At 68.8% G+C, this 13111-nt stretch carries 11 protein-coding genes and 1 pseudogene; 4 read left to right on the forward strand and 8 right to left on the reverse strand.

Features of this window, described 5'->3' with window-relative positions:
* Positions 1 to 29: 29 nt before the first annotated feature.
* From KBY19_RS00780 to KBY19_RS00790, 3 genes and pseudogenes are all read right to left on the reverse strand, one after another.
* A pseudogene (locus tag KBY19_RS00780) lies at positions 30 to 973 on the reverse strand (amidase); the annotation flags it as partial.
* A gap of 215 nt (positions 974 to 1188) precedes the next feature.
* The gene (locus KBY19_RS00785) at positions 1189 to 1983 is read right to left on the reverse strand and encodes a class I SAM-dependent methyltransferase (RefSeq protein ID WP_185017591.1); all 795 of its coding nucleotides are present in this window, start codon (positions 1981 to 1983) and stop codon (positions 1189 to 1191) included.
* 311 nt (positions 1984 to 2294) lie between these two features.
* Positions 2295 to 5117, reverse strand: coding sequence for a replicative DNA helicase (locus KBY19_RS00790; protein ID WP_180289696.1), 2823 nt, complete (start codon positions 5115 to 5117; stop codon positions 2295 to 2297).
* Between the two features lie 473 nt (positions 5118 to 5590).
* On the opposite strand from KBY19_RS00790, the gene KBY19_RS00795 reads away from it, so the two are divergent.
* Positions 5591 to 6934 (forward strand): MATE family efflux transporter, encoded by a 1344-nt coding sequence (locus KBY19_RS00795; RefSeq protein ID WP_185017592.1) that lies wholly within the window; start codon positions 5591 to 5593, stop codon positions 6932 to 6934.
* 172 nt (positions 6935 to 7106) lie between these two features.
* On the opposite strand, the gene rplI is transcribed toward KBY19_RS00795, so the two are convergent.
* The 4 genes from rplI to rpsF all read right to left on the reverse strand — a co-directional run bounded on the left by rplI (position 7107) and on the right by rpsF (position 8828).
* On the reverse strand, positions 7107 to 7553 hold the full coding sequence (gene rplI, locus KBY19_RS00800) for a 50S ribosomal protein L9 (protein ID WP_099882770.1): 447 nt from the start codon (positions 7551 to 7553) through the stop codon (positions 7107 to 7109).
* A gap of 18 nt (positions 7554 to 7571) precedes the next feature.
* Positions 7572 to 7808, reverse strand: a complete 237-nt coding sequence (gene rpsR, locus KBY19_RS00805) for a 30S ribosomal protein S18 (RefSeq protein WP_003978893.1) — start codon at positions 7806 to 7808, stop codon at positions 7572 to 7574.
* A gap of 23 nt (positions 7809 to 7831) precedes the next feature.
* Positions 7832 to 8434 carry a single-stranded DNA-binding protein gene (locus tag KBY19_RS00810; RefSeq protein WP_185017593.1) on the reverse strand — a complete coding sequence of 201 codons (603 nt, stop codon included), beginning with the start codon at positions 8432 to 8434 and terminating at the stop codon, positions 7832 to 7834.
* 103 nt (positions 8435 to 8537) lie between these two features.
* Positions 8538 to 8828, reverse strand: a complete 291-nt coding sequence (gene rpsF, locus KBY19_RS00815) for a 30S ribosomal protein S6 (RefSeq protein WP_185017594.1) — start codon at positions 8826 to 8828, stop codon at positions 8538 to 8540.
* 260 nt (positions 8829 to 9088) lie between these two features.
* Between rpsF and KBY19_RS00820 the strand changes: the two genes are divergently transcribed.
* From KBY19_RS00820 to KBY19_RS00830, 3 genes are all read left to right on the forward strand, one after another.
* Positions 9089 to 9391: a hypothetical protein gene (locus KBY19_RS00820; RefSeq protein ID WP_099882772.1), complete on the forward strand. Its 303-nt coding sequence runs from the start codon at positions 9089 to 9091 to the stop codon at positions 9389 to 9391.
* 135 nt (positions 9392 to 9526) lie between these two features.
* On the forward strand, positions 9527 to 10657 hold the full coding sequence (locus KBY19_RS00825) for a peptidoglycan bridge formation glycyltransferase FemA/FemB family protein (RefSeq protein WP_099882774.1): 1131 nt from the start codon (positions 9527 to 9529) through the stop codon (positions 10655 to 10657).
* A gap of 74 nt (positions 10658 to 10731) precedes the next feature.
* On the forward strand, positions 10732 to 11763 hold the full coding sequence (locus tag KBY19_RS00830; RefSeq protein ID WP_099882775.1) for an alanine racemase: 1032 nt from the start codon (positions 10732 to 10734) through the stop codon (positions 11761 to 11763).
* A gap of 242 nt (positions 11764 to 12005) precedes the next feature.
* Here KBY19_RS00830 and KBY19_RS00835 read toward each other — a convergent pair whose 3' ends face one another.
* Complete coding sequence (locus tag KBY19_RS00835) at positions 12006 to 13088, reverse strand: inositol-3-phosphate synthase (RefSeq protein WP_209209323.1); 1083 nt, start codon at positions 13086 to 13088, stop codon at positions 12006 to 12008.
* Between the last annotated feature and the right edge of the window lie 23 nt (positions 13089 to 13111).

Consider the following 13111-nt stretch of genomic DNA (forward strand, 5'->3'; position numbering starts at 1 on the left):
CCGCTCGCTCGTAGTGGGCCCCATGCCCCGTAGAGCGTCGCGGCTTCGGTCGGATCGGGCAGCAGCGGACTGTGCCGGTCGACGTGGGCGCCACCGTCGACAAGCGCGTCGGCCACCCGGTTCACGCCCGCCCGCACAGCGGACCCGGTCGGAATCAGCGGATGCTCGTCGACGACCAGGACCCGGAAGTCGCCGAGCCGCTCGTGACGCGCGGGCGGCAGCGTCAGGTCGTGCGCCACACCGAGCGTCAGCGGGTCCGGTCCGGCCATGACGTCGAGCAGGAGCGTGAGGTCGCGGGCACTGCGCGCCATCGGGCCGACGACGGCGAGGTCGAATTCGACCGGCAATGGCGGTGCCGGAGGCGCCACCATGCCGCGGGTTGCCGCCAGTCCGAGTGTCGGCTTGTGCGCATAGATGCCGCAGAAATGCGCGGGGGTGCGCAGCGAACCGGCGAGGTCGGAGCCGATGGACAGCGCGCAGAATCCGGACGCCAGGGCCGCCGCTGATCCGCCGGAGGATCCGCCCGGCGTGCGAGCGCGCTCCCACGGATTGTTGGTGGTGCCGTAGATCTCGTTGAAGCTTTGGATATCTTGCAGCCCCGAGGGCACATTGGTTTTGCCGAGCACCACCGCGCCCGCGGCCTTGAGCCGCGAGACCTGTACCGCGTCCTCGGCCGGCACGTGATCCCGGTATTGCGGCAGGCCCCAAGTCGTGGGCATTCCCGCGATGTTGTACGACTCTTTCACCGTTACCGAATGCCGAGCAGCGGCCTGTCCTCGCCATGAGCACGCGCCTGGTCGGCGCGGCGCGCGGCGGCCCGTGCACGGTCGAAGTCCGGCACACAGACAGCGTTGATCGCCTTGTCGTCCCGCTCGATACGGGCAATCGCCTCGTCGGTCAGTTCTGCCGAGGTCACTTCACCGGCGCGCAAGGCAGCCGCCATTTTCTCGGCCGTCGGAAATATCTGCTCCATAAAATCGGACCGTAGCGGCCCCTGGTTGAGGGCAGAAAATGCCGCTCCGCACAACCGGTTGGATATCCCCTATTCATGACGCGGCTCTCCGGACGGAGATGCCGTCTCCTTCTGGGTGCGCGGTGGTATCCCATGAGCTGGGAGCTCAGCTCTTGTCGCTCGGCTTCTGCCTCAGCAGCGTGTCATTCCCTCGATCGGGGACGGCGTGCGCCCAGTCAGGCGGTCCGGCCGACGAGTACGGAGACCTGGACCTGCTCGGGGAACGGCTCCTCGTGCGGCAATGCCTTCCGGATGTCGTCCTCGAACGCCGGCCGCTGCTCGGCCCCCGGGAGTTGCTCCGCGGGGATGGCGGAGTAGAGACCGCCGATGACCTGCTGAAAGGTCAGCTCCTCGGTGTAGGAGACCGTCTCGCTCCGTACGTCGGAAAAGCCGGCGTCTCCGAGGGCCTGTGCATACCGGATCCGGTCCTGACCGGCAGTCCCGCAGGATGCGGTCAGTTCGGTCTCGAAGTGCTGTTCCAGGCAGCTGCGCAGGGCACGGGACCAGGCGGTGTCCTGCAGCCATAGCGGTGTCCCGTTAGCGATCACGGCGATGCCTCCGCCTGCGCGGAACAGGGGGAGCAGGTCCCGGAAGAGTTCGTCGTGCCGCATCCAGTGGAGAGCCTGCCCGACGACGGTCATCGCCAGGGAGGGCTCGTGGCCCAGCAGTGTTCCGAGAGCTGGGACGTCGGTGTCGGCACCGAGCACCCAGATGGCGTTGCGGACATCACGCCGGCTCGCCGCTTCATGAGCGAGGCGAAGCATGTCCGGCTCGGGGTCCATGCCGATCACTGATCGGACTCGGGGGGCGAGCGGGAGGGCGAGCTGCCCTGTACCGCATCCGAGGTCCAGGACGCTGTCTTCCGGTGTCAGGGAGAAGTACTCCTGGACGAAGTCGAGCACTTGCTCGGGATAGCCCCGCCGGAACTTCGCGTAGTACTCGGCCACTTCCCCGCTGAACCCGACAGTCATGAGGGCACTATGCCGAGCCCCGCCACGGCTGGAAAGCCGCACAGCCCCTCATCGCTGAGGGCGCAATGGGGAGTCGCGGGCTCCGATTGCGTGCTTCGTGGCGCGGACGGCTTGGACGACGTGGTGTCCGTGGTCCAGCCCCTGTCGGCCACTCAGCCCGACACGAGGAGAGTCGAGATCGAGCACGCACCGCGGGGGCGCGGTTCAGGAACGCCACCTGATCGGGTGATGCCCCTGAACTGAGCTTCTCCGGTGGGTGCCAGGAGTGCCATCGCCATGACACGGAGGCAGAGCACCTACAGTCCACCGGTCTACGTCTGCGCCATGTCCACGAAGCGGGAGTAGTGGCCCTGGAAGGCGACCGTGATGGTGGCGGTGGGGCCGTTGCGGTGCTTGGCGACGATCAGGTCCGCCTCGCCGGCGCGGGGGGACTCCTTCTCGTAGGCGTCCTCACGGTGCAGCAGGATCACCATGTCGGCGTCCTGCTCGATGGAGTTGTGGACATGGATTCCGTTGGCGACGAAATTGTGGGTGCCGAGAACCGTGGCGTCGTAGACCTCTTGCTCTCCGACACTTTCGATGGAAACGACCTCGTCCCAGAACACATCGCTGGTGGCGAGCATCTCCAGCCCGGCGTCCGAGAGAACGTCTGCCACCCGGGAGAGCCGCGCCCGGCTCGGAGCAGACTCGTACAGGGCGCTGCCGCAGTACTTCGTACCCAGAGCGGCCTGGAACGCTCGCGTCGTGACCGATTGCTCCCGCAGCACCGTGCGAACGGTGTCCCCGATGTCGCGCGGCACGGTGTCGAGGTTGGTGTTCGCCTTCACCTCGCGCAGCCGCTCATCTGCTGCGACAACGTGTTTGGCCCGCGCACCGTGAACGCCGATCTCTTCGAGGAAGCGCTTCTGATCCTCCACGCCTGAAACGTCGACCGTCCACTGCGGATGGCCCCTGTCGTTGCCGACAGCCCGAACTCTGGCCCGGATGTCGGTCCTCAGCAGCAGATGCTGGAGATCCCGGGCAAGACGCTCACTGGTCGTTGCGTAGTAGATCCGCACGGCCCCCGAAGCCGCCGAGACGGTGACCGAACCGTCCGTCGCCCACAAGTGACGGAGGAACAGCCGCACCTGCGCGTCCGGCAGCCCGAAGACCTCGGGCGGGACGAACTTCTCGTGGGCCCGCTTGCCGTACAGCCCCATGCCGTCCAGCCACGCCGCCACAGGGTTACGGCGACCGTGCGTCAGGTGATGCGGCGACGGCAGGTAGACGTGCCACCAGCTTCCCTGGCTCACCCGCCGCGGCGTGATTCCGAAGTGCGCCGCGGCGTCCTCGACGGCGTTCAGGTTCGCCTCGTCGTTGCTCGTGTAGTGCACCGGCTGGCGTGGCGCCACGCATCCGTCGCCCAGCAGATGGGCCAACATGACGATCTCCGCCTCCGGCCAGGGCGCGGTTCGCTGCGGGGCCTCGAGCCTGCGCGGGACCGCCAGCCGAGCGCCCACCGGCAGCTCGCCCAGCGGCTTCCACCCGTCGTACGTGAGGAACGGATGGTTGGCGGTGGCCTCGATCTCCCGGCCGGAGGCCAGCTTCAGCCGGAAGACCTCCTTCACCCCGCTGGGGAAGACATGCGTCATCGTCCTGGGTACGAGAAGCAGCTGCTCGTCCACGGACCAGACGGGAATGTTCCGTTCGCCGCTTTCCAGCAGCTCGCCCATCGTCACCTCCGCGCCGGTGTCGGCGCGCAGCACCCGGGTGGAAGCCGTGAGGCAGCCTGACTCGCGCAGGTCGGACACCATCGGCTTCTTGTCCGTGCGCTGTTCGGGGCCGCGGTTGAGCTGGGAGAGGGCGATGACGGGGACCTCGAGCTCCTTGGCGAGGAGCTTGAGGTTACGGGACATCTCCGAGACCTCCTGCTGGCGGCTCTCGGGGCGGCGGGAGCCGCCCGTCTGCATCAGCTGGAGATAGTCGATGACGATCAACTGGAGATCGTTCCGCTGCTTGAGGCGGCGGCACTTGGCGCGGATCTCCATCATCGACAGGTTGGGCGAGTCGTCGATGTACAGCGGCGCGTCGGTGACCTGCGGCATCTGGCGGGCCAGCCGCGTCCAGTCCTCGTCCGTCATGGAACCGGACCGCATATGGTGCAGGGCCACTCTGGCCTCGGCGGACAGCAGCCGCATCGCGATCTCGTTGCGGCCCATCTCCAGCGAGAAGATGACGCTGGGCATGGCGTGTTTGATGGAGCAGGCGCGGGCGAAATCGAGGGCCAGGGTCGATTTGCCCATGGCAGGGCGCGCCGCGATGACGATCATCTGGCCGGGGTGCAGCCCGTTGGTGAGCGAGTCGAGGTCGGTGAAGCCGGTGGGGACACCGGTCATCTGGCCGCTGCGGGAGCCGATGGCCTCGATCTCGTCGAGGGCGCCCTCCATGATGTCGCCGAGCGGGAGGTAGTCCTCGGAGGTGCGCTGCTCGGTGACGGCGTAGATCTCCGCCTGGGCGCCGTTGACGATGTCGTCCACGTCGCCGTCGGCCGCATAACCCATTTGAGTGATGCGGGTGCCCGCCTCGACCAGCCTGCGGAGGATGGCCCGCTCGTGGACGATCTCCGCGTAGTACTCGGCGTTGGCGGCCGTGGGAACGGCCTGGACGAGTGACTGGACGTACCCGGGGCCACCGACGCGGGCGATCTCACCGCGGCGGGTCAGCTCGGCGGTGACGGTGATGGGGTCGGCGGGCTCGCCCTTGGCGTAGAGGTCGAGGATGGCCTGGTAGACCGTCTCGTGCGCGGGCCGGTAGAAGTCGTTGCCCTTGAGGACCTCGACGACGTCGGCAATCGCGTCCTTGGACAGCAGCATGCCGCCGAGGACGGACTTCTCCGCCTCCAGGTCCTGCGGGGGGACGCGTTCGAAGCCGCCGGCGGGGCCCTCGGGGCCGCGCTCGTGCTGCTCGGGGAGGGCCGGTGCGGAGCGGTCACCGCCGGGGCCGGGGCCGCTGCGGGAGCCGTTGCCGTATCCGTTGCCACGCCCGTTGCCGGAGCCGTTGCGGCGCTGGGGCGCCTGCGCCGCGACCGGGAATCCTTCCTCGGCGGCGAGGTCGGCGGCCCAGGGGTCTTCCACGTGTTCGGGCTGCTGTGTCACCCCGCCTCGCCTCCTCCCACCGGTCCTCCCAACAGGTCCCGTCGTACGCCACAGTCTTACGGCACAGCACTGACAAACGCTGGCAATCGAGCCGCCCGGCCCTGGTTACGGCGCGTCGGTGCGACGGTGAAGAAGGGGGAACGGGAGGACGGACGCTGGTACACCGTAGGCGGCCCGCACGGTTCAGCCAATCACCTTATCCACAGGGTGGTGTGGACAGTCGGTGCCAACCTGTGGAGAAGCCGCCGAAAGCTGTGCACGAGTCGGGGGACAGCGCTGTGGATTACTGCTGCGCCCTCCACCCACTGCGCATCTGAACTGCAGCTTTACCGTCCATGAGCTGTGCGGGGAAAAAACTTCTCCACTCTCTCCCCGGGAGGATCACCCAGGGTGTTCAAGCCTGCCGCGTACACGGTCAAGTAAGCGTCATAGCACCCTTGCGCTCATTACCTGTGGATGTTTGGATCGAACCTATGAACCCCGCTTCCCCGACCGGGCGCACCGCCGTGCGACGCCACGACCGTGAGATCATCGCGCTCGCCCTCCCCGCCTTCGGCGCGCTCGTCGCGGAACCCCTCTTCGTGATGGCCGACAGCGCCATCGTCGGGCATCTCGGCACTCCCCAGCTCGCCGGACTCGGCGTCGCCGCGGCGCTCCTCCAGACCGGCGTCAACATCTTCGTCTTCCTCGCCTACGCCACCACCGCCGCCGTCGCCCGCCGGCTCGGTGCCGGAGATCTGCCCGCCGCACTCCGCCAAGGACTGGACGGCATCTGGCTCGCGCTCATCCTCGGCGCCCTGGTCATCGCCACTGTGGTGCCGACAGCGCCCTGGCTCATCGACGCGTTCGGTGCCTCCGCGACCGCCGCCCCGTACGGCACCACCTATCTGCGGATCAGCGCGCTCGGCATCCCCGCCATGCTCGTCGTCCTCGCCGCGACCGGTGTGCTGCGCGGGCTCCAGGACACCAAGACCCCGCTGTACGTCGCCGTCGGCGGCTTCAGCGCCAACGCCGCGCTCAACGCGCTGCTCGTCTACGGCGCCGGACTCGGTATCGCGGGCTCCGCCTGGGGAACGGTGCTCGCCCAGTGGGGCATGGCTGCCGTCTATCTGACCGTCGTGGTCCGGGCAGCGCGACGGCACGGCGCCACCTTGCGGCCCGACCTCGCCGGAATCCGCGCCAGCGGACGGGCCGGAGTGCCGCTGCTGGTCCGTACGCTCTCGCTGCGCGCCGTGCTGATGATCGCCACGGCGGTCGCGGCCCGGTTGGGGGACGCCGACATCGCGGCCCATCAGATCACCCTGACCCTGTGGTCGCTGCTGGCCTTCGCCCTGGACGCCATCGCCATCGCGGGGCAGGCCATCATCGGCCGCTACCTCGGCGCCTCCGACGTGGCGGGGGCGAAGGCGGCGTGCCGCAGGATGGTGCTGTGGGGCGTGGTGTCCGGGGCGGTGCTGGGGGCACTGGTCGCACTGGTACGGCCGCTGTTCATGCCGATCTTCACCACGGACCAATCCGTGATCGACCAGTTGACGCCGGTGCTGCTGGTCGTCGCCGTCACCCAGCCCATCGCCGGGGTGGTGTTCGTGCTCGACGGCGTGCTGATGGGAGCCGGGGACGGGCCCTATCTGGCGGGCGCCATGCTGGTGACGCTGGCGGCCTTCGCGCCGGTGGCCGTGGCGGTGCCGGCGCTGGGGGGCGGGCTCACGGCGCTGTGGTGGACCATCGCCGGGCTGATGATGGGCACCCGGCTGGTGACCCTCGCCCTGCGGGCCCGCTCGGGACGGTGGGCGGTGACGGGCGCGGTGCGGGCCTGAGCAGGGCGGCTTCCCCGCACCGCGCGACACGGCAACACCCACGCGAGCACGGCACACGCGAGCACGGCACACGCGAGAGGGCGCACCCCGTGCGGGGTGCGCCCTCTCGTCGGCGTTGGACCGAGCTTCGTCGGCGTGGACCGAACGCGTCGGCGTCAGGCCGAGCGCGGTGTCAGCCGGCCGCGACGTCGACGTCGACCGTGGCGGTCACATCGGCGTGCAGCCGCACGGCGACCTGGTGGGCGCCGAGCGACTTGATGGGCGAGCCCACCTCGATGCGGCGCTTGTCCACGTCGGGACCGCCGGAGGCCTTGATGGCCTCGGCGATGTCCGCCGGGGTGACCGAGCCGAACAACCGGCCCTGCTCCCCGGCCCGCACCTTGAGGCCGACGCGCAGGCCCTCGAGCTGCGACTTGACCTCGTTGGCCTGCTCGATCGTCGCGATCTCGCGGATCTTGCGGGCGCGGCGGATCTGCTCGACGTCCTTCTCGCCGCCCTTGGTCCAGCGGATCGCGAAACCGCGCGGAACCAGGTAGTTGCGGGCGTAGCCGTCCTTCACCTCGACGACATCGCCGGCGGCACCGAGGCCGGAGACCTCATTGGTCAGGATGATCTTCATGATGTGGTCACCCTTCCCTTAGCGCGCGGTCGAGGTGTAGGGCAGCAGCGCCATCTCACGGCTGTTCTTGACAGCCGTGGCGACGTCGCGCTGGTGCTGGGTGCAGTTGCCGGTGACCCGGCGGGCACGGATCTTGCCGCGGTCGGAGATGAACTTCCGCAGCAGGTTCGTGTCCTTGTAGTCGACGTAGGAGATCTTCTCCTTGCAGAACACGCAAACCTTCTTCTTCGGCTTGCGAGCAGGCGGCTTCGCCATGTCTCTACTCCTATGAGTTTTGCTCAGAAGGGTGGCTCGTCCGAGTAGCCGCCACCGTTGCCGCCGGGGCCACCGCCCCAGCCGCCACCGCCGCCCTGGCCGCCACCGGCCGGAGCGCCCGTGGCCCACGGGTCGCCCGCGGGGGCGCCGCCGCCCTGCTGGCCGCCAGGACCGCCAGGACCGCCAGGTCCACCAGGGGCACTGCCCCAGGCGCCGCCCTGGCCGCCGCCACCGCCGAAGCCGCCGCCCTGACCGCCGCGGCCCGTGGTCTTGGTGACCTTGGCCGTGGCGTTGCGGAGGCTGGCGCCGACCTCGTCGACGTCCAGCTCGTAGACCGTGCGCTTGATCCCCTCACGGTCCTCGTACGAGCGCTGCTTGAGGCGGCCCTGCACGATGACGCGGGTGCCCTTGGTGAGGGACTCGGCGACGTTCTCCGCCGCCTGCCGCCAGACCGAGCAGGTCAGGAACAGGCTCTCGCCGTCCTTCCACTCGTTGGTCTGCCGGTCGAAGGTGCGGGGGGTGGACGCGACGCGGAACTTCGCGACCGCCGCACCGGAGGGGGTGAAGCGCAGCTCGGGGTCGTCGACGAGATTGCCGACGACCGTGATGACGGTCTCGCCTGCCATGGGTGAACCTCTCGGCGTGCTGCTGGCTGCTGTGGTGCCTGGTGGTGCTCGGTGGAGCTGTGGTGCGTGGTGCCCGGTGTCGGGGGCTACTCGGGAGTCGGCCTCAGTGGGTCGACGGGCGGAGGACCTTGGTCCGCAGCACGGACTCGTTGAGGTTCATCTGCCGGTCGAGCTCCTTGACCACAGCGGGCTCGGCCTGCAGGTCGATGACCGAGTAGATGCCCTCGGGCTTCTTGTTGATCTCGTAGGAGAGACGACGACGGCCCCAGGTGTCGACCTTCTCGACCTTGCCGTCGCCCTCGCGGACGACGGAAAGGAAGCTCTCGATCAGGGGGGAGACAGCGCGCTCCTCCAGATCGGGGTCGAGGATGACCATCACCTCGTAGTGACGCATGTGGAACCCACCTCCTCTGGACTCAGCGGCCACGGTCGTTCCGTGGCAGGAGGGTCGTGATGCGTTTCCGCACCCATAGGGGCGCAGACGGGCCAGCCTACCTGGCTGCGGCCTTCCGGTTGAAATCCGGGGGCAACCCGGAGCAATCTGGACACCACAGATGTGAGCGGCGTTACAGTTCGCGTCGCGCTCCGTCAGGGGCCGTGTCACCCGTCAGGGCCGCGTCACACTGTCAGGAGCTGTGTCGGGAGGTGCCGTATATGGCACAGGCAGTGCGCTGGAACCATCCTCTCTCCTACCTGAACTCCGACGGCAAGCGGCATCCCGTGGAGAACTCCTTCGCGGCCGTCACCATGCTGCTGGGGCTGGTCGCCGTGATCTCCGCGTGGTGGCCGGGGCTGCATGTACTCGGCTCGTGGACGGGCCTGGCCGGGATCCTCACCGGAGCCTGGGGCCAGTACATCTCGGCGACCACGGGTGAACGCTTCGTCACGATCATCGGGCTCGGTGCCGCGGCGGTCGGCTTCTATCTGGGTGTGGCGCACGGCGGTCTCGTGCCGTAACGCGGCCACCACGACAGCCCGGGGGGCGGGGCGCGAAACCGCCTCACCGGGCCTGCCCCTGGGCCGAACGGGGCGTTGCGGGGCACAGTAGGCTTCCGGCGAGCATCAGTCAGTTCGCCGGAGGAGCGTCCCGCCATGAGCCTGACCCTGAGGACCGTCAGCCGAGAGCAGCATCTGGCGTATATCCAGAGCCTGCCGTCGGCAAGCCACTGTCAGGTGCCCGCCTGGGCGGACGTCAAGAACGAGTGGCGCGCGGAGAACCTGGGCTGGTTCGACGAGCGCACGGGTCAGATGGTGGGGGCCGGACTGGTGCTCTACCGGCAGCTGCCGAAGGTCAAGCGCTACCTCGCCTACCTGCCCGAGGGCCCGGTCATCAACTGGTACGCGCCCAACCTGGACGAGTGGCTGCGCCCGATGCTCGACCACCTCAAGAAGCAGGGTGCCTTCTCCGTGAAGATGGGCCCGCCCGTGGTGATCCGGCGCTGGGACGCGGCTGCCATCAAGAAGGGCATCCAGGACCAGGACGTCAAGCGGCTGCGGGACATCGAGGCCACCCATATCGAGCCGCGCGCCTTCGAGGTCGCCGACAAGCTGCGCAAGATGGGCTGGCAGCAGGGTGAGGACGGCGGCGCGGGCTTCGGCGACGTACAGCCGCGCTATGTCTTCCAGGTCCCGCTGGAGGGCCGCTCCCTGGAGGACGTGCACAAGAGCTTCAACCAGCTGTGGCGCCGCAACATCAAGAAGGCCGACAAGGCCGGCGTACAGGTGGTCCAGGGCAACATGGCCAACCCGTACGACCTGGACGAGTGGCAGCGGCTGTACGAGATCACGGCCGAGCGCGACAAGTTCCGGCCCCGCCCCAAGGCGTACTTCCAGCGGATGTGGAACGTCCTGAACGCCGAGGACCCGCAGCGGATGCGGCTGTACTTCGCCGAGCACGAGGGCGAGCGCATCTCGGCCGCCACCATGCTCGTCGTCGGCGGCCACGTCTGGTACTCCTACGGCGCCTCGGCCAACCACAAGCGCGAGGTGCGGCCCTCCAACGCGATGCAGTGGCGGATGCTCCAGGACGCCTACGCCCTGGGTGCGAGCGTGTACGACCTGCGCGGCATCAGCGACTCCCTGGACGAGAACGACCACCTGTTCGGCCTGATCCAGTTCAAGGTCGGCACCGGTGGGCAGGCGGCCGAGTACCTCGGTGAGTGGGACTTCCCGCTCAACAAGCTGCTGCACAAGGCGCTCGACATGTACATGTCGCGACGCTGACGCGCACCCCGCGCCAGACACGCGCTGAAACGCCTGACATCCCGAGACCCCACCAGAAAGGTTCCGTACCGGCCATGGCGCTCTCCCTCTATGTCGACACCGATCGCTGGCGGGCGCACCAGCAGACGGTGATTCAGCAGTTCCCGGGCATCGTTCCGGTCTGCAAGGGCAACGGCTACGGCTTCGGCCACGAGCGCCTGGCGGACGAGGCCACCAAGTTCGGGGCCGACATACTGGCCGTCGGTACGACCTACGAGGCGGCCCGCACCAAGGACCTGTTCGGCGGCGACCTGCTGGTGCTCACCCCGTTCCGCAAGGACGAGGAGCCGGTGCCGCTGCCCGACCGGGCCATCCGCTCGGTCTCCTCGGTGGAGGGCGTGGGCCTCATGCGCGGCGCCCGGGTCGTCATCGAGGTGATGAGCAGCATGAAGCGGCACGGAGTCACCGAGCAGGACCTGCCGCGGCTGCACGCCGCCATCGACGAGGTCCGCCTGGAGGGCTTCGCCATCCATCTGCCGCTGGACCGGGCCGACGGCTCGGACGCGGTCGAGGAGGTCATCGGCTGGATGGACCGGCTGCGGGCGGCGCGGCTGCCGCTAGAGACGATGTTCGTCAGCCATCTGAAGCCGGAGGAGTTCGCCGTCCTCCAGCAGCAGTTCCCGCAGACCCGCTTCCGCGCCCGGATCGGCACCCGGCTGTGGCTGGGCGACCACGCCGCCACCGAGTACCGCGGCGCCATCCTGGACGTCACCCGGATCGCCAAGGGTGAGCGGTTCGGCTACCGACAGGCCAAGGCGTCGGGCGACGGCTGGCTGGTCGTCGTCGCGGGCGGCACCTCGCACGGCGTGGGCCTGGAGTCCCCCAAGGCGCTGCACGGCATCACGCCCCGCGCCAAGGGCGTGGCCCGCGCGGGGCTGGCCACCGTCAACCGCAACCTCTCCCCGTTCGTCTGGGCCGGCAAGCAGCGCTGGTTCGCGGAGCCCCCGCACATGCAGGTCTCCATCCTCTTCGTCCCCTCGGACGCCCCCGAGCCGCACGTGGGCGAGGAGCTGACGGCGATCCTGCGCCACACGACCACGACGGTGGACCGCACGGTGGATCGCTGAGAGCCCCGAAGGGGGCGCGGGGAACGGCGCGACCAGCCACGACGCGCCCGCAGCCCGCGACACACCGCCAGGGGCAGCCCCTTCCGGACTCGCACCCGGCGCAGGGGGCTGCGCTTGCCAGCCCTGCGCCCTGGGGGCACCTCCCGGCCGGAGGCTGGGGGAGCAGGCCTCCCAAGCGCAGCAGCGCAAAGAGGGGGTACGGGGACGAACCCCGTACCCCCTCGGCGGCTGAACCGAAGCGGTCAGCGTTCCGCCTTGCCCTCGATGAAGTCCTGCACGTTCTGGCGCGCGACGTCGTCGAAGTACTGCACCGGCGGCGACTTCATGAAGTACGACGACGCGGACAGGATCGGGCCGCCGATACCGCGGTCCTTGGCGATCTTCGCGGCACGCAGCGCGTCGATGATGACACCCGCCGAGTTGGGCGAGTCCCACACCTCCAGCTTGTACTCGAGGTTCAGCGGAACGTCACCGAAGGCGCGCCCCTCCAGCCGGACGTAGGCCCACTTGCGGTCGTCGAGCCAGGCGACGAAGTCCGAGGGACCGATGTGCACATTGTCGGCGCCCAGGTCCCGGTCGGGGATCTGCGAGGTGACGGCCTGCGTCTTGGAGATCTTCTTGGACTCCAGCCGCTCCCGCTCCAGCATGTTCTTGAAGTCCATGTTGCCGCCGACGTTCAGCTGCATCGTGCGGTCCAGGATCACACCGCGGTCCTCGAACAGCTTGGCCATCACACGGTGGGTGATGGTGGCGCCGACCTGCGACTTGATGTCGTCACCGACGATCGGCACACCGGCGGCGGTGAACTTGTCCGCCCACTCCTTGGTGCCCGCGATGAAGACGGGCAGCGCGTTGACGAAGGCGACCCCGGCGTCGATGGCGCACTGCGCGTAGAACTCGACGGCCGACTGGGAGCCGACGGGCAGGTAGCACACCAGGACATCGGCCTGGGAGTCCTTGAGCGCCTGGACGACGTCGACGGGGGCGGCGTCGGACTCCTCGATGGTCTCCCGGTAGTACTTGCCCAGACCGTCGTAGGTGTGGCCGCGCTGCACGGAGATGCCGGTGGGCGGCACGTCGCAGATCTTGATGGTGTTGTTCTCGCTGGCGCCGATGGCATCGGCCAGGTCGAGGCCCACCTTCTTGCCGTCGACGTCGAAGGCGGCGACGAACTCGATGTCGCGCACGTGGTAGTCGCCGAACTGGACGTGCATCAGACCCGGCACCCTGGCGTCCGGGTCGGCGTCCTTGTAGTACTCGACGCCCTGGACCAGCGATGCGGCGCAGTTGCCCACGCCGGCGATGGCTACGCGAACCGAACCCATTCCGGTTGCTCCCTGTGTGTTCT

It is taken from the genome of Streptomyces sp. B15, assembly GCF_018070605.1.
GTDB lineage: Bacteria > Actinomycetota > Actinomycetes > Streptomycetales > Streptomycetaceae > Streptomyces > Streptomyces smyrnaeus.